Source organism: Stenotrophomonas sp. YJH_SMC_131, assembly GCF_059367975.1.
In genome coordinates this window covers 528962-552549 of sequence record NZ_JCAFRJ010000002.1, presented here as the reverse complement: position 1 = coordinate 552549, position 23588 = coordinate 528962, and the positions used below count along the sequence as shown (strand labels likewise).

31 protein-coding genes and 3 tRNA genes are annotated in these 23588 nt (G+C 66.7%); 16 read left to right on the top strand and 18 right to left on the bottom strand.

Features of this window, described 5'->3' with window-relative positions:
* Nucleotides 1-31: 31 nt before the first annotated feature.
* Nucleotides 32-517, top strand: a complete 486-nt coding sequence (locus AC5P56_RS06345) for a hypothetical protein (RefSeq protein ID WP_075076317.1) — start codon at nt 32-34, stop codon at nt 515-517.
* A gap of 6 nt (nt 518-523) precedes the next feature.
* Here AC5P56_RS06345 and AC5P56_RS06340 read toward each other — a convergent pair whose 3' ends face one another.
* A complete protein-coding gene (locus AC5P56_RS06340) occupies nt 524-1285 on the bottom strand; it encodes an SDR family oxidoreductase (protein ID WP_014647822.1) in 762 nt (253 codons plus the stop codon).
* Nucleotides 1286-1417: 132 nt separating this feature from the next.
* Here AC5P56_RS06340 and AC5P56_RS06335 point away from each other — a divergent pair, with 132 nt between their 5' ends.
* On the top strand, nt 1418-2260 hold the full coding sequence (locus AC5P56_RS06335) for a bifunctional transcriptional activator/DNA repair enzyme AdaA (protein ID WP_495231496.1): 843 nt from the start codon (nt 1418-1420) through the stop codon (nt 2258-2260).
* Between the two features lie 46 nt (nt 2261-2306).
* On the opposite strand, the gene curA is transcribed toward AC5P56_RS06335, so the two are convergent.
* Complete coding sequence (gene curA, locus AC5P56_RS06330; protein WP_049442393.1) at nt 2307-3332, bottom strand: NADPH-dependent curcumin/dihydrocurcumin reductase; 1026 nt, start codon at nt 3330-3332, stop codon at nt 2307-2309.
* 334 nt (nt 3333-3666) lie between these two features.
* On the opposite strand from curA, the gene AC5P56_RS06325 reads away from it, so the two are divergent.
* The 7 genes from AC5P56_RS06325 (at nt 3667) to dxs (ending at nt 10236) form a co-directional block, all read left to right on the top strand.
* Nucleotides 3667-3742, top strand: a tRNA-Phe gene (locus tag AC5P56_RS06325).
* Nucleotides 3743-3814: 72 nt separating this feature from the next.
* Nucleotides 3815-3890: transfer RNA gene (locus AC5P56_RS06320), tRNA-Phe, on the top strand.
* Between the two features lie 142 nt (nt 3891-4032).
* Nucleotides 4033-4584: a lipocalin family protein gene (locus tag AC5P56_RS06315; protein ID WP_049405026.1), complete on the top strand. Its 552-nt coding sequence runs from the start codon at nt 4033-4035 to the stop codon at nt 4582-4584.
* A gap of 165 nt (nt 4585-4749) precedes the next feature.
* On the top strand, nt 4750-5226 hold the full coding sequence (locus AC5P56_RS06310) for an LEA/WHy family protein (RefSeq protein WP_049442392.1): 477 nt from the start codon (nt 4750-4752) through the stop codon (nt 5224-5226).
* Nucleotides 5227-5290: 64 nt separating this feature from the next.
* On the top strand, nt 5291-7081 hold the full coding sequence (locus AC5P56_RS06305) for an acyl-CoA dehydrogenase C-terminal domain-containing protein (protein ID WP_495231495.1): 1791 nt from the start codon (nt 5291-5293) through the stop codon (nt 7079-7081).
* A gap of 476 nt (nt 7082-7557) precedes the next feature.
* Complete coding sequence (locus AC5P56_RS06300; protein ID WP_032956174.1) at nt 7558-8223, top strand: HNH endonuclease; 666 nt, start codon at nt 7558-7560, stop codon at nt 8221-8223.
* A gap of 105 nt (nt 8224-8328) precedes the next feature.
* Nucleotides 8329-10236 (top strand): 1-deoxy-D-xylulose-5-phosphate synthase, encoded by a 1908-nt coding sequence (gene dxs, locus AC5P56_RS06295; RefSeq protein WP_032956193.1) that lies wholly within the window; start codon nt 8329-8331, stop codon nt 10234-10236.
* 139 nt (nt 10237-10375) lie between these two features.
* Here the strand turns inward: dxs and AC5P56_RS06290 are convergent, their stop codons facing one another.
* The 3 genes from AC5P56_RS06290 to AC5P56_RS06280 all read right to left on the bottom strand — a co-directional run bounded on the left by AC5P56_RS06290 (nt 10376) and on the right by AC5P56_RS06280 (nt 11655).
* On the bottom strand, nt 10376-10579 hold the full coding sequence (locus AC5P56_RS06290) for a hypothetical protein (RefSeq protein ID WP_005417823.1): 204 nt from the start codon (nt 10577-10579) through the stop codon (nt 10376-10378).
* 174 nt (nt 10580-10753) lie between these two features.
* Nucleotides 10754-11317: a DUF3011 domain-containing protein gene (locus tag AC5P56_RS06285; RefSeq protein WP_032956176.1), complete on the bottom strand. Its 564-nt coding sequence runs from the start codon at nt 11315-11317 to the stop codon at nt 10754-10756.
* A 131-nt stretch (nt 11318-11448) separates the two neighbouring features.
* Entirely contained in the window at nt 11449-11655 is a 207-nt protein-coding gene (locus AC5P56_RS06280) for a hypothetical protein (RefSeq protein ID WP_046431774.1), read from the bottom strand.
* A gap of 401 nt (nt 11656-12056) precedes the next feature.
* Here AC5P56_RS06280 and AC5P56_RS06275 point away from each other — a divergent pair, with 401 nt between their 5' ends.
* The 4 genes from AC5P56_RS06275 to AC5P56_RS06260 all read left to right on the top strand — a co-directional run bounded on the left by AC5P56_RS06275 (nt 12057) and on the right by AC5P56_RS06260 (nt 13594).
* Entirely contained in the window at nt 12057-12338 is a 282-nt protein-coding gene (locus AC5P56_RS06275) for a hypothetical protein (RefSeq protein WP_014647838.1), read from the top strand.
* Between the two features lie 12 nt (nt 12339-12350).
* A complete protein-coding gene (locus AC5P56_RS06270; protein ID WP_014647839.1) occupies nt 12351-12584 on the top strand; it encodes a DUF1653 domain-containing protein in 234 nt (77 codons plus the stop codon).
* Between the two features lie 91 nt (nt 12585-12675).
* Nucleotides 12676-13248, top strand: a complete 573-nt coding sequence (locus tag AC5P56_RS06265) for a TetR/AcrR family transcriptional regulator (protein WP_495231494.1) — start codon at nt 12676-12678, stop codon at nt 13246-13248.
* Nucleotides 13249-13261: 13 nt separating this feature from the next.
* Nucleotides 13262-13594: an SMR family transporter gene (locus AC5P56_RS06260; RefSeq protein ID WP_014647841.1), complete on the top strand. Its 333-nt coding sequence runs from the start codon at nt 13262-13264 to the stop codon at nt 13592-13594.
* A 22-nt stretch (nt 13595-13616) separates the two neighbouring features.
* Here the strand turns inward: AC5P56_RS06260 and AC5P56_RS06255 are convergent, their stop codons facing one another.
* Both AC5P56_RS06255 and AC5P56_RS06250 read right to left on the bottom strand, forming a co-directional pair.
* Entirely contained in the window at nt 13617-13790 is a 174-nt protein-coding gene (locus AC5P56_RS06255) for a DUF1328 domain-containing protein (protein WP_005417836.1), read from the bottom strand.
* Nucleotides 13791-13884: 94 nt separating this feature from the next.
* Entirely contained in the window at nt 13885-14526 is a 642-nt protein-coding gene (locus AC5P56_RS06250; RefSeq protein ID WP_032956184.1) for a LysE family translocator, read from the bottom strand.
* A gap of 162 nt (nt 14527-14688) precedes the next feature.
* Here AC5P56_RS06250 and AC5P56_RS06245 point away from each other — a divergent pair, with 162 nt between their 5' ends.
* Nucleotides 14689-15381, top strand: coding sequence for an aspartate/glutamate racemase family protein (locus AC5P56_RS06245; protein ID WP_032956186.1), 693 nt, complete (start codon nt 14689-14691; stop codon nt 15379-15381).
* Nucleotides 15382-15393: 12 nt separating this feature from the next.
* Here the strand turns inward: AC5P56_RS06245 and AC5P56_RS06240 are convergent, their stop codons facing one another.
* Nucleotides 15394-15789, bottom strand: a complete 396-nt coding sequence (locus tag AC5P56_RS06240; RefSeq protein WP_049442389.1) for a hypothetical protein — start codon at nt 15787-15789, stop codon at nt 15394-15396.
* A 241-nt stretch (nt 15790-16030) separates the two neighbouring features.
* Here AC5P56_RS06240 and AC5P56_RS06235 point away from each other — a divergent pair, with 241 nt between their 5' ends.
* Both AC5P56_RS06235 and AC5P56_RS06230 read left to right on the top strand, forming a co-directional pair.
* A complete protein-coding gene (locus AC5P56_RS06235; protein WP_046431780.1) occupies nt 16031-16546 on the top strand; it encodes a DUF3011 domain-containing protein in 516 nt (171 codons plus the stop codon).
* A gap of 86 nt (nt 16547-16632) precedes the next feature.
* Nucleotides 16633-17082: a GNAT family N-acetyltransferase gene (locus tag AC5P56_RS06230; protein WP_049442388.1), complete on the top strand. Its 450-nt coding sequence runs from the start codon at nt 16633-16635 to the stop codon at nt 17080-17082.
* Here the strand turns inward: AC5P56_RS06230 and AC5P56_RS06225 are convergent.
* From AC5P56_RS06225 to infC, 10 genes are all read right to left on the bottom strand, one after another.
* Complete coding sequence (locus tag AC5P56_RS06225) at nt 17061-17402, bottom strand: low molecular weight protein tyrosine phosphatase family protein (protein ID WP_049442387.1); 342 nt, start codon at nt 17400-17402, stop codon at nt 17061-17063. The two genes, AC5P56_RS06230 and AC5P56_RS06225, sit on opposite strands and share 22 nt — an antisense overlap.
* Nucleotides 17399-17599, bottom strand: a complete 201-nt coding sequence (locus AC5P56_RS06220) for a hypothetical protein (RefSeq protein ID WP_049442386.1) — start codon at nt 17597-17599, stop codon at nt 17399-17401. The genes AC5P56_RS06225 and AC5P56_RS06220 overlap by 4 nt, the downstream gene beginning before the upstream one ends.
* 117 nt (nt 17600-17716) lie before the next feature.
* Nucleotides 17717-17793 (bottom strand) — tRNA-Pro (locus AC5P56_RS06215).
* Nucleotides 17794-17861: 68 nt separating this feature from the next.
* The gene (locus AC5P56_RS06210; RefSeq protein ID WP_005410431.1) at nt 17862-18218 is read right to left on the bottom strand and encodes a MerR family transcriptional regulator; all 357 of its coding nucleotides are present in this window, start codon (nt 18216-18218) and stop codon (nt 17862-17864) included.
* Nucleotides 18199-18498, bottom strand: coding sequence for an integration host factor subunit alpha (locus AC5P56_RS06205; RefSeq protein ID WP_005410432.1), 300 nt, complete (start codon nt 18496-18498; stop codon nt 18199-18201). The genes AC5P56_RS06210 and AC5P56_RS06205 overlap by 20 nt, the downstream gene beginning before the upstream one ends.
* A gap of 27 nt (nt 18499-18525) precedes the next feature.
* On the bottom strand, nt 18526-20907 hold the full coding sequence (gene pheT / locus AC5P56_RS06200) for a phenylalanine--tRNA ligase subunit beta (RefSeq protein WP_049442385.1): 2382 nt from the start codon (nt 20905-20907) through the stop codon (nt 18526-18528).
* An 87-nt stretch (nt 20908-20994) separates the two neighbouring features.
* Nucleotides 20995-21990 (bottom strand): phenylalanine--tRNA ligase subunit alpha, encoded by a 996-nt coding sequence (locus AC5P56_RS06195; RefSeq protein WP_005417865.1) that lies wholly within the window; start codon nt 21988-21990, stop codon nt 20995-20997.
* 193 nt (nt 21991-22183) lie between these two features.
* Entirely contained in the window at nt 22184-22543 is a 360-nt protein-coding gene (gene rplT, locus AC5P56_RS06190; protein ID WP_005410435.1) for a 50S ribosomal protein L20, read from the bottom strand.
* An 11-nt stretch (nt 22544-22554) separates the two neighbouring features.
* Nucleotides 22555-22752, bottom strand: a complete 198-nt coding sequence (rpmI, locus tag AC5P56_RS06185) for a 50S ribosomal protein L35 (protein ID WP_005410436.1) — start codon at nt 22750-22752, stop codon at nt 22555-22557.
* A gap of 265 nt (nt 22753-23017) precedes the next feature.
* A complete protein-coding gene (infC, locus tag AC5P56_RS06180; RefSeq protein ID WP_079222586.1) occupies nt 23018-23560 on the bottom strand; it encodes a translation initiation factor IF-3 in 543 nt (180 codons plus the stop codon).
* Nucleotides 23561-23588: the final 28 nt, after the last annotated feature.

The following is a 23588-nucleotide window of genomic DNA, read 5'->3' as shown; positions in this document are numbered from 1 at the left end:
AATCCGGACCAACATGCCCAGCCAGTCCGCGATGTCACCTCCCGCCCAGCACGCCGCGCGTACGCTGCCAATGCGCCTCGATCCAGCGGACGGCAGCATCCAGCTCGGCCACCTGACGACGTTGATCTGCCCCACCCTTTCACTGGAGGAGGCGCGCATCGCCTTCGCCACGCTGATGCATGGCGAGCGCGATGCCGGCACCGGCTATCACTGGCTCAGCCTGCACCGGGTCAGTCTGGGCGGTGCGCCCGCCGGCATCAGCCTGTGCTTCCACGGGCAACAGCTCGACATGGTGACGATCGGCGTCGATCTGCCGGGTGCGACACTGGAAGACGGCTGGCCGACCCAGGTCGCGATCGATGCCGAAGTCGCTTTCATGCGTCGCACCTTGGCCACGGCTCTGGGGCGCAAACTGGCAGGTGGCCGCGCCCGGTTCGAGTGGGGCGAGGCATGGGCCCGGTTCGACCCGAAAGGCTTCATGGCCAGCAGCGGTATCCGCTACACGCCGCGCTCATGACGCCGCTCAGGTACGGGTGATCGACACTCCACCTTCAACACGCATCGCGGTACCGGTAACGAAACTGCTTTCATCGCTGGCCAGGAACAGCGCCGCGTTGGCGATCTCCTCCGGCTCGGCCATGCGCTTGAGTGCGTGCAGCGAGCGCACGAAGTCGCGAGCATCGCCGGTGGGTGCGGCCTGCCGGCCCATCTCGGTATCGGTACCGCCAGGCAGCAGCACGTTGCTGCGTACGCCACGCGCGCCGTACTCGGCGGCGATCACCTGGCTCAGGCCGATCAGTCCGGCCTTGCTCGACGCGTAGGCGGCCATGCCCGGGAAGCCCACGGTATGGCCGACAAAGGTACCGACAAACACCAGCGAGCCACCCCCGCGTGCCAGCAATGCCGGCAACTGCGCGCGTGCGGCATGGAAGGCGGCGTCGAGATTGGTGGCCATCACCTCGCGCCACGCATCCGCCGGGAACTCTGCTGCCGGCACGCCGGGGCCGAGCATGCCGGCATTGTTGAGCGCGATGTCCAGGCCTCCGAATGACTGTTGGGCCAGATCCACCAGCGCCTGCGCCGTGCCCGGATCAGCCACATCGGCGGCATGCATCACCACCTCGCCGCCGGCGCCACGGATCTGCTCGGCCAGTGCGTGCAGCGGTTGCGGCCGCCGCGCATTGAGCACCAGTTTTGCCCCTTCGGCAGCAAAGCGCAGGGCGCTGGCACGACCAATGCCAGCGCTGGCACCGGTGATGAGGGCGATCTTGTTGTTCAGGCGCATGAGGGTGGTACCGGTTGTGGAGTGGCCGCCACGATGCCGCGCCTCCGGCCCACCAACACTCCGTTTCCGGGCCTCGCGGCCAGGTGCAGGAAACGGAGTTTCCGCAGAACCGGCACGTGCCAGAATCCTCCCATGGACAGCACCGCCACCACCGCCCTCGACGCCCGCGTCGAACGGGTCTGCCGCCATCTGCAGGCCAGCCTCGACGAGCCCTCGCTGCAGGAGCTGGCCGACATCGCCGGCTGCAGCCCGACGCGCCTGCATCGCCTGTTCAAACAGGCCACCGGGCTGACCCCCAAGCAGTACGCTGCCGCGCTGCGCGCCGGCCGCCTGCGCACCGGGCTCGAACAGCAGGAGCGCATCACCGATGCCTTCCACGATGCCGGCTTCGGCTCCAGCGGGCGCTTCTACGAGAACGCACCGAAGTTGCTGGGCATGACTCCCAAGCAATGGCGCGCAGGTGGTCGCGGCGAAGTCATCCACTTCGCGCTTGCCGAAAGCTCACTGGGCAGCGTGCTGGTGGCCAGCAGCGCCACCGGCGTGGTCGCGATCCTGCTCGGCGACGATCCGGAGGCGCTGCTGCAGTCACTGCAGCAACGCTTCCGCCAGGCCGAACTGGTCGGTGCCGACCACGGCTATGAGCAACTGGTGGCACAGGTGGTGGGCCTGGTCGAGGATCCCTCGCGAGGCGCCACACTGCCGCTGGATATCCGCGGCACCGCCTTCCAGCAGCGGGTATGGCAGGCACTGCAGCAGATTCCGCGCGGCCAGACCGCGTCGTATGCGGATATTGCCGCGCATATCGGTGCACCACGCTCGAGTCGTGCGGTGGCACGTGCCTGCGCGAGCAATCCATTGGCGGTAGCCGTGCCCTGCCACCGCGTGGTGCGCCGCGACGGTGACCTGTCCGGCTATGCCTGGGGCGTTGCGCGCAAGCGCGAACTGCTGCGCCGGGAAAAGGTCGCCAACGGCTGACGCCACCCGATAGCCGCCGACCTTGGTCGGCACACCCACCAAGCACTCAATCCAGCTTCACCACCAGCTTGCCGAAGTTGCGCCCCTGCAACAGCCCGAAGAACGCCTCCGGCGCCTTCTCCAGACCTTCCACCACATCCTCGCGGTACTGGATGCGGCCCTCGCGCAGCCACTGCGGCATCTCGCGTTCGAAGTCCGGCCACAGGTGGTTGAAGTCGTGCACGATGAAACCACGCACGGTCAGGCGCTGGCGCAGGATCTGGCTGAACAGTGACGGCAGCCGATCCGGGCCAGGCTGCTCGACGCCCCGCTCGTTGTAGGTAGCGATGGTGCCGCAGACCGGAATGCGGGCGAAGTCGTTGAGCAGCGGCAGCACCGCATCCAGCACATGGCCGCCGACATTCTCGAAGTACACGTCGATGCCCGCAGGCACTGCCGCGCGCAGCTGGTCCGCAAAATCAGCCACGCGATGATCCAGCGCCACGTCCACGCCCAGCGTCTGCAGATAGGCACGCTTGGCCTCGCCACCGGCGATGGCGACCACGCGCGCGCCCTGCAGCTTGGCCAGCTGCGCCACGGTCGCGCCCACCGGCCCGGTCGCGGCGGCTACCACCAACGTCTCGCCCGGCTTCAGACGGGCGATTTCATGCAGGCTGGAATAGGCGGTGAAGCCGGGCATGCCATATACCCCCAGCGCCGTACTGAGCGGCAGCCCGGCCGGATCCAGACGACGCCCCAGCGCCTTGGCCGGCAGCACCGCGTGGGTCTGCCAGCCACCCGGCGCCAGCACCAGCTCGCCTGCGGTTACGCCCTCGGCCTTGGATTGCAGCACCTCGGCCACGGTCTGGCCTTCCATCACCGCCCCTACCGCCACCGGCGCGGCATACGACGGGCCCTCGTCCATGCGTCCTCGCATGTACGGGTCCAACGAAAGGTAGCGGTTGCGCAGCAGCACTTCGCCCTCGGCCAGTGCCGGCAGCGCAACCTGTTCCAGGCGGAAATTGGCTGCATTTGGCGCCCCCTGCGGGCGCGAGGCAAGCACGATGCGGGACGCGGTGGAGGAATCGGACATGGCCAGGTCTCTGCTGTTGCCAGCATCGGGAAAGGACTGCCGACACTACGCTGCGGCGATCCCCGATGGCGGCCACGAAAACAGCGTTCCATTGCCCGGACCCGCGCGGGTCCGGCGCACCCCCTGCCCTTGCAGCTTTGGCGAACGCGGCGACCTGCTGATTTCCACCGCAGACGACAATCGATGGGGCACGCCCCGCCCCACAACGGAGGATCAAGCACTTGCGAGCGCGCAGAGGGCAATGTGAAGAAATCTTGGCAAAACGCTTGCCGAAGGCAGCCGACCTCCGTAATATACGCGTCCTTGGCAGCGACCTCGCTGCAACGAAACATGTGGCCGAGTAGCTCAGTTGGTAGAGCAGGGGATTGAAAATCCCCGTGTCGGCGGTTCGATTCCGTCTTCGGCCACCACTTTCGAAGGCCTGCAGAAATGCGGGTCTTTTTTTTCCGGAAACCGCACTCACCGCGGTAGCCACACAATTTGGCCGAGTAGCTCAGTTGGTAGAGCAGGGGATTGAAAATCCCCGTGTCGGCGGTTCGATTCCGTCTTCGGCCACCATCTTCAGAGACCTGCAGAAATGCAGGTCTTTTTTTTATTCGCGCTTCGCGCAAGCGGCGACCACCGTGGCTCGGTTGACGAAACATTTACACCGGCACGGGCCGCGGCACCTACGCTCCAGACTCCTGCCTGGAGCCTGCCGATGCATCTGCGCCCCGCCCTGCTCGCCTGCCTGCTGCTGGCCGCCTTCCCGGTGATCGCCACTGAACCGGTGCGCGCGGTCGAGCACCTGGACATTGATCGCTACGCGGGCCAATGGCACGAGATCGCGCATCTTCCAGTCTCGTTCCAGAAGCAGTGCGTGGGCGACATCACCGCCAACTATGGCCTGCGCCGCGACGGCCGCATCAGCGTCACCAATGCCTGCCGCAAGGGTGACGGCGAGCGCGTGGTCGCCGAAGGCGTGGCACGCCCGGTGGCCGGCCATCCCGGGCAACTGCAGGTGCGCTTCGTCCCCGACTGGCTGAGCTGGGCGCCCCTGGTCTGGGCCGACTACTGGGTGCTGGCGCTGGACCCGGACTATCAATGGGCCCTGGTCGGCGAACCCGGCCGCAAGTATCTGTGGATCCTCTCGCGCCTGCCGGAGATGGAGCGCGATCGGTTCGAACAGTTGAAAGCCAAGGCCGAGTCGATGGGGTACGACCTCGGGCCACTGCGCCTGATGGCCCCGCTGCGCGATCCCGCGGCCGACTGAACCGCTTCGCATCCGGCGCATCGTGCGCGCGCCATCCGGCGTTGTGCATGCCCGACCGCCATCTTCACGCGCTACCCTCTGCGGACGGGTCGCTCCGGGCGATCCATAAAACCATACGCCGTAGTATGCTTACCCCAACGCACCCCCTCCAGAGGACTTGCGCCCATGCTCCACCGCTTCCGTACCGCCTTGATCGTCCTGTGCACCCTCGCCCTTGTTGCCTGCAGCGACGGCATCGTCAAGCGTGTTTCGGAACCGGCGGCCAGCCTGCAGCAGCTGACCGTGCGTGCCGACGGCAACTGGACCGTGGCCCTGCGCCTGCAGAACTTCAGCTCGATGCCGATGACCTTCGATGATGTCTCACTGGCGCTGACCGTCGGCGACAGCGATGCCGGCACCCTGCAGGTCAAGCCCGGCATCTCCATCGGCGGCACCTCCGCCGACGTCATCAATGTCGACCTCGTGCCCAGCTCGACCGCGCGCCTGGTGGTGGCCGACGCGCTGGCCAGCAACCGCACCCTGGCCTACGCCCTGAAGGGAACGGTGGCGGCCACGCCGCAGGAAAAGAAGCAGCGCAGCTTCGACATCAGCAGCCGCAGCACCCTCAACCAGGCCCCCGGCCTGCCCGGCGTGCTGCGCTGAACCCGCCTTTCGTCGCGGCGCCCGGCGCCGCTCCCCTCTGCCCTGATCAAATCGAGACGTACCGATGAGCAGCTACACCGCCCCGCTTTCCGACCTCCGTTTCGCCCTGCACGACGTGCTCAAGGTCGAACCCCTGTTCGCCCGCCTGGGCTTCACCGACGCCACCGCCGACGTGGTCGATGCCGTGCTGGAGGAAGCCGGCCGCTTCAGCGCCACCGTGCTGGCCCCGCTCAACAGCGTCGGCGACGAGATCGGCTGCGTACTCGACCAGGCCACCGGTGAAGTGACCACCCCGCCCGGCTTCAAGCAGGCCTACGACCAGTTCGTCGATGGCGGCTGGACCGGCCTGACCGCCTCGCCGGAGCTGGGCGGCCAGGGCCTGCCGCACACCCTGGGGGTGCCGCTCAACGAAATGATCAACGCCGCCAACCTGGCGTGGGGCAACTTCCCGCTGCTCTCGCACGGCGCCATTGAAGCGCTGAAGCAGCACGGCGAGGCGTGGCAGCACGACGCCTTCCTCAAGCCGCTGATCGAAGGCCGCTGGACCGGCACGATGTGCCTGACCGAGCCGCACTGCGGCACCGACCTGGGCCTGCTCAAGACCAAGGCCGAGCCGAACGCCGACGGCAGCTACTCGATCACCGGCACCAAGATCTTCATCACCGCCGGGGAGCACGACCTGACCGGGAACATCGTGCACCTGGTGCTGGCCAAGCTGCCCGACGCCCCTTCGGGCGCCAAGGGCATCTCGCTGTTCGTCACCCCGAAGTTCAAGGTCGACCGCGATGGCAACGTCGGCGAGCGCAATGCACTGCGCTGTGGCTCGATCGAACACAAGATGGGCATCAAGGGGTCGGTCACCTGCGTGATGAACTTCGATGGTGCGCAGGGTTACCTGGTCGGCCAGCCGCACAAGGGCCTGCAGGCCATGTTCACCATGATGAACACCGCGCGCCTGGGTGTCGGCCTGCAGGGCATCGGCCTGTCCGAGCGCGCCTACCAGAACGCACTGAAGTACAGCCGTGAGCGCCTGCAGTCGCGCGCCCTGAGCGGCGCCAGGTTCCCGGAGAAGCCGGCCGACCCGATCCTGGTCCACCCGGACGTGCGTCGCATGCTGCTGACCGTGAAGTCGCTGGTCGAAGGCAGCCGCCTGCTGGCGCTGCATGCCGCCACCCTGATCGACATCGCCCACCACGCCCAGGATGCCGCCGAGCGCGAGCGCGCCGACACCCTGGTGAGCTTCCTGACCCCGATCTCCAAGGCCTGCCAGACCGAATGGGGCATCGAGAACACCTACAACGCCCTGCAGTGCTTCGGTGGCCACGGCTACATCCGCGAGCACGGCATGGAGCAGCTGGCCCGCGATGCACGCATCACCACGCTGTATGAAGGCACCACCGGCATCCAGGCGCTGGACCTGATCGGCCGCAAGACCGCATCCAGCCAGGGCGCCGGCCTGAAGCTGATGCTGGCCGAGATCGAAGCCTTCGCCAAGGAACACGAGGGCGACGAAGCGCTGGCCGAGTTCATCGGCCCGCTGCGCGCCAAGGCCGCCGAATGGGGCAAGCTGACGATGGACGTGCTGCAGCGCGCGGCCGCCAATCCCGACGAACTGGGCGCGGCCAGCTACGACTACCTGTTCTATTCGGGTTACGTGGTGCTGGCCTACTGGTGGGCCCGCAGCGTGGCCGCCGCCGATGCCAGCGCGCACGGCGCCGCCTTCGCCCAGGGCAAGCGCGAGACCGCACGGTTCTACTTCGCCCGCGTGCTGCCGCGCACCCTCAGCCACGCCGCCGCGATCCAGGCCGGCGCCGCGCCGCTGATGGCCATGGACGACGAGCGCTTCGGCGCCTGAGCCGGGCTTCGGCCGGCACCCGCGGTAGTGCCGGCCGCTGGCCGGCAACCGCAATAGCAACAGCTGGATCCCGGTGGATGGCGGGGCGGTGTGGGCTGGCAGGACACGCCGTAAACCCCGCTCCGCGGTCCGGCCCAGCCGCTGGCGACTGTGCCTTCGGGCGCTTGCGAAGCAGTGCTTCGCAAGCAAAGCGCCCTCACCCCTGGGGGCTCGATGGCGCCCTCCATGGCGCCAACGGTCCTGCCAACCCACACCGCCCCGCCTCTGACAGTTCCCCGCGATCTGCGTAGATCCACGCCACGCGTGGATGGAAACCACCGAAATCCATCTGGGGAAAAGCCCCCCCTTTGTTAAGGGGGGCGCACCGACAGGTGCGGGGGATAGGAGGAATGCGCGGACCTGAATCATTGCGATTTGGGTTTCGCCCTCCGGGCGATACCCAAATCGCAATGATTCAGGTATAAGCTGTTCTCCCGATGGAGACAGACACTACACGCTTGGGTCTGATCGAAGCCGGAGCTCCGTTTTCTGCTCCGGGCGCCGAAGCATCGCCCAACGCCACGACGCTGCATCGCCCCGGTTCGGTCCGGCTGCTCTCGCTTGATGCCCACGGACGCGTACTGGACTGGATCACCTGGCAGGATGCGGCCTGCCTCTACGCCCGCGAGGCGGTGGCCTGGACGCTCGGCGACCCCTGCCTGCACATCCACGGCGGCACCAACCGCTTCAGCGGCCTGCAGAGCGGCATGGACCTGCACCCGATCATCGCCGCCCGCGGCCACGCCCGCTCCCGTGCGATCGACCCGACGCCGAACCTGACCAACCAGGCCCTTTTCGCCCGCGACGCCCATCTGTGCATGTACTGCGGCCAGCAGTTCAGCCGCCCCACGCTCACCCGCGATCACGTCATGCCGCTGTCCAAGGGCGGCCTGGACTGCTGGGAAAACGTGGTCACCGCCTGCTTCCACTGCAATTCGCGCAAGAGCGACCGCACCCCGCAGCAGGCCGGCATGCCCCTGCTGGCAGTGCCCTACCGGCCCAGCTGGATCGAGCACCTGATCCTGTCCAACCGCAACATCCTGGCCGACCAGATGGCCTTCCTGAAGGCGCAATTGCCCAAGCGCTCGAAACTGAGCACCTGAACGCCTGAAAATGCAACCCTCACCGTCCTGTCACGGACGGCGGCGTTTGCTTGCCCCACCCCCGTTTGAGGGCGAAAATGGGCGTTCAGAAAAAGTGCGAACATGATGATCGACTCTGCCCGCTATCCCCGCCTCGCGCGCATCCAGACGCCGGATGACCTGCGCACGTTCGACGAATCCGAATTGAGGGCGGTTGCCGACGAACTGCGCGCCTACCTCATTGAATCGGTGGGCAAGAGTGGCGGCCACTTCGCCGCCGGCCTGGGCGTGATCGAGCTCACCGTGGCCCTGCACTACCTGTACCAGACACCGCACGACCAGCTGGTCTGGGACGTCGGCCATCAGACTTACCCGCACAAGATCCTGACCGGCCGCCGCGACGAGATCCACACCGTCAAGCAGAAGGACGGCATCGCGCCGTTCCCGAAGCGCGAGGAAAGCGAGTACGACACTTTTGGTGTCGGCCACTCCTCGACCTCGATCTCGGCCGCACTGGGCATGGCCATCGCCCGCCAGTCCGAAGGCGACGACCGCAAGATCGTGGCGGTGATCGGTGACGGCGCGATGACCGCCGGCATGGCGTTCGAAGCGCTGATGCACGCTGGCGGCATGGAGCCGGAGCCGAACCTGCTGGTGATCCTCAACGACAACAACATGTCGATCTCCGAGGCCGTGGGCGGCCTGACCAAGATGCTGGGCCGCGCCACCGGCAGCCGCACGCTCAACGCGCTGCGCGAAGGCGGCAAGAAGATTCTCGGTGACAAGAAGAACAATCCGGCACGCTTCGTGAAACGCTGGGAAGAACACTGGAAGGGCATGTTCGTGCCTTCCACGATGTTTGAGGAAATGGGCTTCCACTACACCGGCCCGATCGACGGCCACGACATGCCCGCCCTGCTGTCCACGCTGAAGACGCTGCGCGCCTCCAAGGGCCCGAAGCTGCTGCATGTGATGACCACCAAGGGCAAGGGTTACGAGCCGGCCGAGGGCGACCAGATCGGTTACCACGCCGTGGGCCCGTTCGATCCGGACAAGGGCCTGGTGGCCAAGGCCGGGGCCAAGAAGCCGACCTACACCGATGTATTCAGCGACTGGCTGTGCGATGCCGCCGCCGCCGAGCCGCGCCTGTACGGCATCACCCCGGCGATGCGCGAAGGCTCCGGCCTGGTGCGTTTCAGCAAGGAATACCCGCAGCGCTATTTCGACGTGGCGATTGCCGAACAGCATGCGGTCACCCTCGCCGCCGGCATGGCCACACAGGGTGGCAAGCCGGTGGTGGCGATCTACTCGACCTTCCTGCAGCGCGCGTACGACCAGCTGGTACATGACGTGGCCATCCAGGACCTGGACGTGCTGTTCGCGATCGACCGCGCCGGCGTGGTCGGCCCGGACGGTGCGACCCACGCCGGCAACCTCGACCTGAGCTTCCTGCGCTGCGTGCCGAACCTGGTGGTGATGGCACCGTCCAACGAAGCCGAGTGCCGGCAGATGCTAAGCACCGGCCTGCAGCACCCGGGCCCGGCCGCCGTGCGCTACCCGCGCGGCACCGGCACCGGCGTTGCAGCCGGCACCGACCTGTCGACCCTGCCGATCGGCAAGGGCGAACTGCGCCTGCAGGGCAGCCGCATTGCCCTGCTCGCCTTCGGCAGCACCGTGGCCGCCGCCGAGCAGGTCGGCCGCGAACTGGGCCTGAGCGTGGTCAACATGCGTTTCATCAAGCCGCTGGACCGCGAGCTGGTGCTGGCTGTCGCCGCCCAGCATGAGGGCCTGGTGACGATCGAAGACAACGTGGTGGCCGGTGGCGCCGGCTCCGGTGTTGGTGAACTGCTCAATGCCGAAGGCGTGCTGCGTCCGATCCTGCACCTGGGGCTGCCCGACAGCTACCAGCACCATGCCAGCCGCGAAGACCTGCTGGCCGAAGCCGGCATCGACGCCGCCGGCATCCGCGCCGCTGTGCTCAAGCGCTGGCCGCAGCTCGCCGCAGGTACCCCGCCGCTCAGCGCGGCAGGCTGAGGCCGATCACCACCCGGTAGATCCACACAGGGCGCAATGGGCGCGGACAGCGTCCGCACCCTCCAGGCTCGAAACGCGTAGATCCACGCCATGCGTGGATGATGGAATTCCGGGTGCCTGCCTTGGCAGGCACCCGCGCTCAGCCGTAACTGACCGCTTCGACGAACGCGCCGCTGGCTTCCACGCGCACGGCCGCACGCTGACCGGTGTCGACAAAGTGCAGGCGGGCCAGAGTCTCGGCGAAGTCGTAGGCGCGGGCGCCATCGCGGAACTCGATCGGCTCCGGCCGGTCCGGATGCAGCACGCGCCACTGGCGCTGTTCGCATTGCAGGCGGATCAACATGCAGCTCACTCCTTGAGGCAGCGTATCGATGGCGGCGGGATGCCCATGCCGGCTATGGCACACGGCACCGCTGAGATTCAGGGCACGCAACGTGCCCTGATCGCAGACAATACGGCGTTCAAAATGTGAGCTGTATCAGATTATTCTGATTTTCATGGGCTGAACCCGTAAAGCTCAGTTCACCTGGAACTGCGCCCGGCAGCCATCACTCACCCAGATGCCGCGGCGATCCCAGCCCCAGCTCTGGCCTTCGATGCAGGCGCTGCGTGAGTCCTGGCGGATCAGGCGCACACCCCGGCGGATGCGCGCATCGCAGTACTCCTGCCGATGTCCATTGGAATGGCAGGTGACCACATCGCCGCCGCCCCATCCGTTGCCATTGCCATTGCCCCAGCCGCCACCATTGCCACCCCAGCCGCCACCGCGGCGGTATTCACCGACGAATTCGGCACGGCACCCCTGTGTGACCCAGACGCCGTTGCGCGACTGGCCCCAGGTCTCACCTTCCACACAGGGCGAACCGGACAACTGGCGGATCAACCGCGCGCGGCCGTCCAGGCGGCACTCATTGCTGCGATTCTTGACCGACTCGCAGCGCACGATGCCACTGCCATCGCGGCCACCATAGCGGTCGTCGTCATAGCCGTAGCCATAGCTCTGCGCCTGGGCGCCGCCGGCCGCCGCCAGCATCGGCAACAGGGTGCAGGCCAGGGTGCGCCAAGTGAGTGCCTTGCCCATCGAGATCTCCAGATGAATACGATGGCGCAAGCATCCGGGATTCACGGCCCGGCGCACAGAGGGGAGCGCAACGGCAGTTTTTCCCCATTCAAACAACGCAACCGGACCTGACTGCGTCACAGTTGCTGGCGTCACTCTCCGACGTGAAGCGCGTCTACCGTGTTGCCAAGCGCCTCGACCCGCACCGTGCTGCGCTGGCCGGTGCGGCGGTGATGCTCCAGGGCCAGCGCGGCGGCGGCGTCAAAGGCGTCGGCGCCACGTGCGTAGCGGGTGGCCTCGCGTGCCTGCGGGTGCAGTACGGACCAGCGCTGGGCAGTGCATTGGACGGTGATGACCATGGGGAGGCTCCTGCGGATAAAGGGTGCGGTGGCAGGCAGACGTGCCGCTCGCCGTTACACCATCAGGCTAGCGACCGCCTCCGGGATGGCCTATCAGATTTGTACGAAAATGCCGCGCCTTTGGGTCGGAACTTCGCCTCATCACATCCCTGAGTCCGTTTAGCTCGTTCATTCCGTGATCCTTGTCACGGAGTCAGCTGGGCTTCACACTACCATCATCAACAGGGGCCCCTTCCACATGCGCACCTTCTTCTCGCACCAGCGTTCGACGTTGCTGAAGTTCTATTTCGTGGCCAGCTATCTGATTCTGATCGAAGAGTTGGTCCGCGCCGCCGTGCATTGAGCGCTTGCTGACGGGCTATTTGCGACAGAATATGTTGCTTTACGCACGGAGCTCGCGCATGAAGGTGCTTCTTCTGATTCCAGCGCTGCTGGTTCTGGCCGCATGCGCGAGCCCGGACAATGCAGCCCCGCGTGCCGACGGCAAGCCTTCGACAACCATGCCCAAGGTAGGCGGCGATCGCGACGCGCACGGCTGCATCGGCTCGGCCGGCTACCAGTGGTGCGAACACAGCCAGCGCTGCGAGCGGCCCTGGGAGCTGGCACAGGCACACGGCCTGGCCAACAGCGCCGAGGCCATCGACGCGTACTGCGCCACGCCCGCCAGCCCGGCGCGCAAGTGAGCACGACCCGTCATGGCTGAGCTGAGTCCCCTGCCCGACCTCGCCCGTGGCCGGTATCGCCACTTCAAGGGCGGCGAATACGAAGTGATCGACATCGTCCGCAGCAGCGAGACGCTGGAACCATTGGTGCTGTACCGCGCACTCTACGGCGAAGGCGGCCTGTGGGTACGCCCCTACCCGATGTTCGTCGAGCAGGTCCCAGGCAAACACGGCCCGCAGGCGCGTTTCGCACGCATCGACGATTGATCCGGCTCCCACCGGGCGGTGGCCGATGGTCGCGCCGGTGACGCGATCCGGCTGCGCTACAATCATACCGTCCAGTCGGTTTCTTCCCATCATGTCCCCGCCCCCTCCCCGCTCGCGGCGCAAAGCGCCCGACAGCGTGCGCCAGTCATTGCTGCACGCCACCATCGCCGTGATTGGCCAGAACGGGCTGGCGGCACTGACCGTGCAGGATGTCGCGCGCGTGGCCGGGGTCAGCAAGGGCGCGTTGTTCCACCATTTCAGCAGCAAGCAGGCGCTGGTCGATGAAGCCATCGGCGCACTCATCGGCGAATTCGAGGCGCGTGTGCGCACGCTCCTGCAGGACGGCACGCCCGGCCACGGCTGCTTCAGCCGCGCCTATGTGCGGGCCAACTTCGAGCACCTGCTGCAGCAGGAACAGGACAACGACGTCGGCCTGACCCTGGGCAACCTGATGGAGCCGGCCCTGCTGGCGCACTGGCGCGACTGGAAGCGCGCGATGCTGGCCGAGTTCCCCGGCGAGGCGGGCGATCCGCGCCTGTACGCGGCACGCTGCGCGGCCGATGGCTATTGGGCCACCGCCTATGGTCGGCCGCTGGACGAAGCAGAGCGCCTCAATGCGCTGGCGATGGCCGAGCAGGCCCTCAAGCTGTGCGACCTGCAGTGACCCGGAGCCCGCGATGAACCCCTATATCTACCTGGCCGCCGCCATCGTGCTGGAAGTGATTGCCACGTCGCTGCTGAAGGCCTCGGACGGCATGAGCCGGCTGTGGCCGACACTGGGCGCGCTGGTCGGCTACGGGCTGTGCTTCTACCTGCTGTCGGTCACCATGAAGTCGGTGCCGACCGGCATCGCCTATGCGATCTGGTCCGGCGTCGGCATCGTGCTGATCTCGCTGATCGGCCTGGTGGTGTTCAAGCAGCGGCTGGATGCAGCTGCGCTGGCCGGCATCGCGCTGATCTGCGCCGGCGTGCTGGTGATCAACCTGTTCTCGCGCAGCAGCGCGCACTGAACACGCTGCTGCGCGACAGGTGCTAGCTGACCTTCTTCGCCACGCTCATGCCGATCAGGAACAGCACCACGGCAATGATGATGCCGGCCCAGAACAGGAACTTGGCGATGCCCACAGCGGCACCGGCGATGCCGCCGAAGCCCAGCACGCCGGCGATGATGCCGATGATGGCGAAAATGATGGCCCACTTGATCATGTCAGTCCTTACCCCGCGGGGAACGCAAACGGTGTGATCAGGCTAGGCCGCAGCCGATGCGGCAGTCGTGAAAAGGCCGCGTGTGCGGCGTGAATCAGCGCGGCCGGAAGCGCAGCAGCGCCACCGCGAAGGCCAGGAACACGCTTCCCACCAGCCGGTCGAACCAGCGCCGTGCGAATGGCTTTGCAAGCCAACGACGCAGGCCGTGGCCACCGGCGGCGTACATCACGTACCAGAACAGTTCGCAGGCCGCGAAGGTCGCCACCAGCACGCTGTACTGCACGGCCTGGCTACGCGACGGATCAACGAACTGCGGCAGGAACGCCGCGGCGAACAACAACAGCTTGGGGTTGCTCAGGCCAACCCACAGGCCGCCACGGAATACCGTCGCTGCGCCATGTACCGGCGCCAGTGTGACCTCTGCAGCATCGGCCACCGCGGGTGCCGGGCGGCAGCTGTCACGCCACGCCTTGATGCCAAGCCAGGCCAGGTAGGCCACACCGAGATAGCGCAGCACTTCGAACAGCATCGGCGAGGAGTGCAGCAACGCGCTCAGGCCCGCAGCGGATGCGGCCAGCACCAGCAGCATCGCCAGCAGGCAGCCGGCCATGGCCGGCACGCTGCCACGGAACCCCAGCCCGACGCTGCGCCCGAGGATGTGCAGCATGTTCGGCCCGGGCGTCCCGCACAGCACGAAGACCGTGGCCAGGAACCACCACCAGGTATGCAGGGCCATTGCCGGTTTCCACTTCAGAAGACGGCACCAGCATAGGGCACCCATGCAGGACGCGGCACATACAGCGGGCGGTGGATGCGACGGTTACAGATGCCGGCGCCCGTGCACGGCAGCGCCACTGCCATCTGTGCTGCAATGGCCGTCTCTGGCTTGGAGCAGTGCATGAAGACCCTTGGCCTGATCGGCGGCATGAGCTGGGAAAGCTCGGCGCAGTACTACCGGCTCATCAACGAGGCGGTGCGGCATCGCCTCGGTGGCGCGCATTCGGCGCAACTGCTGCTGTGGTCGGTGGATTTCGCCGGCATCAAGCAGCTGCAGCACGACGGCCAATGGGATCTGCTGGGCAACCACATGCTCGATGCTGCACGGCGGCTGCAGGCCGGTGGCGCCGAGCTGCTGGTGATCTGCACCAACACCATGCACACGCTGGCCGGCCGGATCGAAGCCGGATGCCCGCTGCCCCTGCTGCATATCGCGGACCCGACCGCCGCGGCGATCCTGCAGGCCGGCATCCGCAAGGTGGGACTGCTCGGCACCGCCTTCACCATGGAGCAGGCGTTCTACCGCGACCGGCTGCAGGACCGCTTCGGGCTGGAGGTACTGGTTCCGGAGGCCGATGATCGCCGCAGCGTGCACGACATCATCTACCAGGAGCTGATCTGCGGCGTGGTCAGCGAGCATTCGCGGCAGGCATACGCCGGCGTGATCGCGCGCCTGGTTGCACGCGGCGCCGAAGCGATCATCCTCGGCTGTACCGAAATCATGTTGCTGGTCCGCGCCGAGGACAGCCCGGTGCCGCTGTTCGACACCACCACCCTGCACGCCCTGGCGGCGGTGGATGCGGCACTGGCCTGACCCTGCGCGCTGTCAGTCTTCGCGCTGCACTTCCAGTGCGGTGATCAACCAGTCGACCACGGCCTGCGAATCACACAGGAAGAAGATGGCATCGCCCGAACGCGCCTCGGTCAGCAGCCGATAGACGGTAATCGCCACTGCCGACTGGTTGGCGATGAACACCTCCGGGCTGCGCGGTCCCTCGCTGTGGCCGGCCACGGCATGCAGCGCCTTGCGCGCAGCCACGGTGGCGGGCGGGTCCGCGCTGCGGGCCAGTTCCGGCCCGCGCAGGCCCCACGCAATGAACACATGCTTGCCCTTGAACGTGGTGTCCAGGACACGCACCTGCCCGGCCTCTGCGCCAGCCGAGCGATGAATGACGGTACTGCTGATCAACGCAACCCCCTGTGGTCGTCGTGGTCCGCGCATCCTCCTCCACACGCCGGCTGCACGCCAGTGACGGCAGCCACAGGCTGGGCCGGCAAGCGTGGGAGAGATGTAAGAAGGTGTAAGCCGATGCGATCGGATGTGCCGCGATGATAAGGGATGTAAGGCTCTGCATGGGCCGGTGCACACTACTAAATCCCCACTGAGCCAACGCCGGAACGATCCGTTCCGAGGGCCCCGGGCTGGTCCATTCTTGCGGCCCGTTCCCCTGCCGAGGCCCCCCATGACCCATCGCCTGCTGCTGCCGATTGCCCTCCCCACCCTGGCCCTGCTGCTGGCCGCCACCACGGTGGCCGCCCAGGATTACGACAGCGATCCCATTGCGCCGCTGCGCTGCGAATCGCAGTTCAACAAGACCCAGCAGTGCCCGATCGAAGGCCGCATGCGCCTGGCCAGGCAGCTGTCGGTCACCCGCTGCGTAGAGGACCAGAACTGGGGCCAGAGCCGCCGCATGCTCTGGGTCACCGACGGCTGTCGCGCCGAGTTCGTGGCCGACGGACAGGGACGCGGCCGCTGGCCGGGGCGCGGCCGTGACCGTGACCGCGATGACGATGGCGAGCGCCTGGTCTGCGAGTCCTACGAGCAGAAGGACAAGGAATGCCGCATCCGTGTGCGCCACGAGGTACGCCTGGTCAAGCAGAAGTCGGTGACACCGTGCGTCGAGGATCGCAACTGGGGCTGGGACCGCCGCGGCGTGTGGGTCAGCGACGGCTGCCGTGCCGAGTTCCGTGTGTATTGACTGCCGACCACACGCTGGCTGTGGCGGATGCGCAGACACGGCCGACGCGATCGATAGACTGGGCGCACCCAGCCCAGGAGCCTTCGATGGTGCCGCCCGATCCCTCCTCGACGATGTTGCACATCCGCGAGGCAATGCCCGCCGACGTTTCCGCGTTGATCGCGCTCGACAGCGTTGCGGTCCACGATCCGCAACGCGCACGGCAGATCAGCGACTGGCAGGCCAATGGTGGCATGCACGTGGCCGAATGGGCCGGCCAGCTGGCCGGTTACCTGGCCATCCACCATCACTTCTTCGGCGAAGCCTTCGTCGAGATGCTGATGGTGGCGCGCGAACAACGCAGCCAGGGCGTCGGCGCCGCCCTGCTGCGCCATGCCATCGCGCTGCACGGCCACGGCAGGCTGTTCACTTCGACCAATGCTTCCAATACCGGCATGCAACGCCTGCTCGCCGCTTCGGGTTTCATCGACAGCGGCATCGTGCACGGATTGGACGAAGGCGATCCGGAACTGATCTACCGCTTTGCCGGCAGCTGATCGAGATACGTGGTCACCTTTGCATCCAGCAGGTCCATCAACAGCGGATCCATGCAGCGATAGTCGTCGGGGATATCCAGGCAATGCAGGCGCTTGTGTTCCAGCAGGCGCGCATAGGCGGCCTGCAGGCGATGCTGGTGCTTGGCCTCCATCACGAAGATGACATCGGCCCAGCGGATATCCGCCGGGCCGATGGGGCGTCGTGCATGCGGGCTGGTGCCGGCCGACAGCGCAGCGAAGCCGGGTCGCCGTCGCCACATGGCTTCGGCGGTCGGGCTGCGCAGCTGGTTGCGGCTGCAGACGAACAGCAGGTTGATCATTCCTGTTCCTGCAGTTGGCGGGCGCTGAGGACCGGATAGGTGAAGCCCAGCTGGCGTGCGCGCGCGAGCTTGGCATCGCGCGTATACAGCAGCTTCCAGTTCTTCTCGGGCTTGTAGCTGTAGGCGGTCGTGGCGCGGTCGCCACCACGGTTGCGAGCCTGGCTGCGACGCCAGGCACGGCTTCTTGCAGAATCCATGATGTGTTCTCGTGAGTACCGGGTTCAGCAGCCGCGGTAGTACGAGTGGCGCGCAGCATACACCGCACGCACAAAAAAGCCCACGCATCGCTGCGCGGGCTTCTTGATTCATCACAGTGGTCGGGACGGCCGGATTCGAACCGACGACCCTCTGCCCCCCAGGCAGATGCGCTACCAGGCTGCGCTACGCCCCGACTGATGCTGCGATGTGCCCGCCACTGCGGCGGGCCGTGAAGTATAGCGGATTACGATGGAAATGGGATCAGCGGCGCAGCAACTGCAGCACTTCTTCCAGCTCCATGCGCACCTGCTTGATGATCTGGTTGCTCAGCGCCGATTCCTCGCGGGCATCGGGGCCGTCCAGACGCAGGCGTGCACCACCGATCGTGTAGCCCTGTTCGTACAGCAGGCTGCGGATCTGCCGCACCATCAGCACGTCGTGGCGCTGGTAGTAGCGGCGGTTGCCTCGGCGCTTGGCCGGCTCAAGGCTGGGAAACTCGGTTTCCCAGTAGCGCAGGACATGCGGCTTGACGTCGCACAGCTCGCTGACTTCACCGATGGTGAAGTAGCGCTTGGCCGGGATCGGCGGTAGTTCGCGGTTACTGCCCGGATCCAGCATAAGCTTCCACCCTCTCCTTGAGCTTCTGGCCCGGACGGAAGGTGACCACCGTACGGGCGGAAATCGGAATTTCCTCGCCGGTCTTGGGGTTGCGACCCGGGCGCTGGTTCTTGCGCCGCAGATCGAAATTGCCGAAGCCCGACAGCTTCACCTGACGTCCCTGTTCCAATGCTTCACGCAGCACATCGAAAAACGCGTCGACGAATTCCTTGGCTTCCCGCTTGTTCAGACCGACTTCGTCGAACAGCTTTTCCGCCATCTCCGCCTTGGTCAATGCCATTGCCTGCTACCCCCGAGTGCTGCCCGCTCAGCCGCGGATCCGGGCGTGGTGTTCACGCTCGATGGCAGTGACCGCCTCGGCCACCACCGCATCCACGTCGCGGTCCGTCAGAGTGCGCGACTTGTCCTGCAAAATCAAGCCCATAGCGAGACTCTTGAATCCCGGCTCGACGCCCTGGCCGACGTAACGGTCGAACAGGTTCAGGTCGCGCAGCAGCGGGCCGGCGGCCTGGCGGACGGTGGCCGCCAGATCGGCCCAGGCCACCTGTTCAGGCACCAGGAACGCCAGGTCGCGACGCACCGCCGGGAAGCGCGACAGCTCGCCGGCGCGCGGCAGTCGGCGGGCCGTCAGCGGCTCCAGGTCCAGCTCGAAGGCGTAGACGTCGGCTTCGATATCCATCGCCCGGGTCAGTCGCGGGTGGATCTGGCCGATCCAGCCGATCGCCACGCCATCGCGGTACACCTCGGCCGAACGCGCCGGGTGACCGTAGGCGCGGACGGACGGGCGGAACTCCAGCTGCGCGCCACTGGCGGCCGCCAGCGACTCCAGGTCGCCCTTCAGGTCATGGAAGTCGACCTTGCGGGTCGGCAGGCCCCACTGCACCGCCTGCGCCTCACCGCAGACCGCAGCGGCCACGCGCGGGGTTTCCAGCGGTGCCGGCTGGCCGTCTCCGGCCTGCTGGGCGAACACGCGGCCGAGCTCGAACAGGCGCACACGGCCCAACTGGCGGGCGGCGTTGCGGCCCAACGTGGCGACCAGGCCCGGCAGCAGCGACGGGCGCATCACCGCCAGTTCGGCCGACAGCGGGTTGGCCAGCGGCACCAGGCCGTCGCGCAGCTGCCACTGGGTCAGCAGCGCGTCGTCGACGAAGGCGAAATTGACGGTTTCCTGCTGGTCACGGGCGATCAGCTGGCGGCGCACGCTCAGCGCGTCCAGCTGGGTCTCGCTCGGCATCGCCACGCGCGAGGCACCGCCCGGCAGCGTGGTCGGGATCTGCTCGTAACCGTGGATGCGGGCCAGCTCTTCGATCAGGTCTTCTTCGATGGCGATGTCGAAGCGGCGGCTCGGCGCGACCACCTGCCAGCCATCGGCGGCGGCGACCACGTCCATGCCCAGCGCGCGCAGGATGCGCTCGACTTCCGCATCGTCGATGGTGATGCCGAGCACGCGGGTGATGCGGGCGCGGCGCAGCACGATGGTCGCTGGCTGCGGCAGATCGGCTTCACGCACGGCCTCGGTGACCGGTGCCGGGGTACCGCCGGCCAGGTCCAGCACCAGGCGGGTGGCGTACTCGATCGCGGTGCGCGGCAGCGCCGGATCGACGCCGCGCTCGAAGCGATGGCCGGCATCGGTGTGCAGGCCAAGCTTGCGGCCACGACCCATGATCGCGGCCGGCGCGAAGTGCGCGGCTTCCAGGAACACGGCGGTGGTCGCGTCGGTGACGCGGGTGTCGAAGCCGCCCATCAGGCCGGCCAGGCCGACCGCGCGGTCAGCGTCGGTGACCACCAGGAAGCTGTCGTCCAGCGCAGCATCGCGGCCGTCCAGCAGCTTCAGCGTCTCGCCCGCGCGCGAACGCCGCACGGCGATGCTGCCCTGCAGGGTGCCCAGGTCGTAGGCGTGCATCGGCTGGCCCAGCTCCAGCATCACATACTGGGTGATGTCGACCAGCAGCGAGACCGGACGCACGCCACTGCGGCGCAGGCGCTCGGCCATCCACAACGGGGTCTTGGCGGCAGCATTGACGCCTTCGATGACACGGCCCAGGTAACGCGGCGCTTCGGCGCCGGCGTCGAGCTGGATGCTCAGCTCACGGCTGCCGACTGCCGGAATGGCGTCGGCAGCGAAGTCCAGCACTTCACTGCGGGTGGCGGCGGCGACGTCGTAGGCGATGCCGCGCAGGCTGAAGCAGTCGGCGCGGTTCGGGGTCAGCTTGATCTCGATGCTGGCATCCGGCAGGCCCAGGTACTCGACCAGGGTCTGGCCGACCGGTGCGTCGTCGGGCAGTTCCAGCAGGCCGGAAGCATCGTTGTCCAGGCCCAGTTCCTTGGCCGAGCACAGCATGCCGTTGGACTCGACGCCACGCAGCTTGGCCGGCTTGATCTTCAGCTCGCCGATCTGCGCACCGACCATCGCCAGCGGCGCGACCAGGCCCGGGCGCGCGTTCGGGGCGCCGCACACGATCTGCAGCAGTTCGCCCTGCCCGGCATCAACCCTGCACACCTGCAGGCGATCCGCTTCCGGATGGCGCACCGCGTCGACGATGCGTGCCACGACCACGTGGTCGAGGCCTTCGCCCAGCGCGGTCACGTCTTCCACTTCCAGGCCGATGGCGGTCAGCACTGCACTCAGTTCATCGCGCGAAGCGCCGGTCGGGACGTGGCTGCGCAGCCAGTTTTCGGAGAATTTCATGGTGTCATCCTGGTGGGCCCGGCGCATGCGCCTGGGCCTGCGAATTTGGGAGCAGCCGAGCATGGCTCGGCCCTACACGGTTGCGGCTTACGCGAACTGTTTCAGGAACCGCACGTCGTTCTCGAAGAACGCACGCAGGTCGTTGACGCCGTAGCGCAGCATTGCAAAGCGCTCCACGCCCATGCCGAAGGCGAAGCCGGTGTAGCGCTCCGGATCGATGCCGACGTTGCGCAGCACGTTCGGATGGACCATGCCGCAGCCCAGCACTTCCAGCCAGCGGGTGCTGCCATCGGGCTGCTGCCAGGCGATGTCCACTTCCGCGCCCGGCTCAACGAACGGGAAATAGCTGGGGCGGAAGCGCATTTCGAAATCGCGCTCGAAGAAGGCGCGCACGAACTCGGCCAGCGTGCCCTTCAGGTCGGCGAAGGTCGAATGCTCGTCCACCAGCAGGCCTTCCACCTGATGGAACATCGGCGAATGGGTCTGGTCGCTGTCGCTGCGGTACACCTTGCCGGCGGCGATCATGCGCAGCGGCGGCGCGTGGTCACCCATGTAGCGCACCTGCACGCCGGAGGTGTGCGTGCGCAGCAGGCGGCCGTCGCCGAAGTAGAAGGTGTCGTGCATGGCGCGCGCCGGATGGTGCGGCGGGAAGTTCAGCGCCTCGAAGTTGTGCCAGTCGTCCTCGATCTCCGGCCCTTCCGACAGCTCGTAGCCCAGCCGGCCGAAGATGCCAGTGATGCGCTCCAGGGTGCGGGTGATCGGATGCAGGCCGGCGCGGTCGCCGTTGCGACCCGGCAGGGTGATGTCGATGGCTTCGGCGGCCAGGCGTGCATCCAGTGCCGCATCTTCCAGCAGCGCCTTGCGCTCGCCGAGCGCGCGGGTCAGCGCGTCGCGGGCCTGGTTGATCGCTTCACCGGCGGCCTTGCGCTCGTCGGCCGGCAGGGCGCCGAGCTGCTTGAGCTGCGAGGTGATGCTGCCACTCTTGCCAAGCAGGGCCACGCGCAGCTGTTCCAGCACGTCGGGGCTCTGTGCGGCGGCCACATCGGCCAGCGCCTGGGTGGTGAGGGATTGGATGTCGCTCATGGGGGGCCGGAACTCCAGTCGATCTGCCATCGCGATGCGCGAAGGGCCGACCCCTGTCGCCACCGCCGTCCCCGCGCTGCCGCCATGGCCTCGCCGGGACCCAAAAAAGAATGGGGAAGGACTTGCGCCCTTCCCCATGCATTGCCTTGACCTGACACCGTTCCGGATGAACGGTTACGGCATCGGGAAGGACTTATGCCGCCAGCGCGCCCTTGGCCTTTTCGGCCAGCGCAGCAAAACCGGCTGCGTCGTGCACGGCGATGTCAGCCAGGACCTTGCGGTCCAGGGTGATGCCGGCCTTCAGCAGACCGTTCATGAAGCGGCTGTAGCTCAGGCCGTTGATGCGGGCAGCCGCATTGATACGGGTGATCCACAGCGAACGGAAGTTGCGCTTCTTCTGCTTACGGCCGATGTAGGCGTACTGCTGTGCCTTGATGACCGCCTGCTTGGCGACGCGGAAGACCTTGCGGCGGGCGTTGTAATAGCCCTTGGCGAGATCCAGAATCTTCTTGTGGCGGCGACGCGCCTGTACGCCACGCTTAACTCGTGCCATTTTTCAGTTCCTCAGAGGTAAGGGAGCATGCGGTCCAGACGGCCTGCGTCTTCTGCACGGACATGGCCCGTCTGACGCAGATTACGCTTACGCTTGGTCGCTTTCTTCGTGAGGATGTGGCTACGGTTGGCGTGGCCGCACTTGTACTTGCCCGAGGCGGTCTTGCGGAAACGCTTGGCCGCTGCCCGGTTGGTCTTGATCTTGGGCATTGCAATGTCCTTGATGGGATTTGACCCTGGTTTCTGACTGATCTGGCGGCGGCCTGGGCCGCTCTTTCCGTCCTGCCATGATCGGCGTACGACCCGTCCTGGGTGGGTCGAGCCGGGCATGATACAGGCAAAACCGCCTTGCCACCAGCCCCAGCACCCCTTGCGCCGGCATTTCACCGGCATCCTGCAAAAGCAAAGGGACGCCAGTGGCGTCCCCTTACCCTGAACCATTCAGCCAGGCGCCCCGGAGGCGGCCCGTCAGGCCTCAGGTCTTCTTCTTCGGCGCGATCATCATGACCATCTGACGCCCTTCCAGGCGCGGACGGGATTCAATGACGATGTCCTCGCCCAGATCGGTCTCGATCCGGTTGGCCATTTCGCGACCCAGTTCCTGGTGGCTCATTTCACGGCCACGGAAACGGATGTTGACCTTGATCTTGTCGCCTTCTTCAAGGAACCCGCGCATCTTGCGCAGCTTGATCTGGTAGTCGCCCTCGTCCGTGACCGGACGGAACTTCACTTCCTTGATCTCGACCTGCTTGGTCTTCTTCTTGGCCTCGCTGGCCTTCTTCTGCGCTTCGAACTTGAACTTGCCGAAGTCCATGATCTTGCAGACCGGCGGATCGGCCTGCGGCTGGATTTCGACCAGGTCTAGGCCTTCATCTTCGGCCATGGACAGCGCTTCGTCGCGCGACAACACGCCGATCATTTCTCCGTCACTGCCGATCACGCGGACGCGCGGCACACGGATTTCCTGATTCTTGCGGTTCTGTTTGTTGTCAGGGGTGCTGATATTACGTTCTCCCAAGGGTATCGAACCGGTCCGGGTGCCTGTG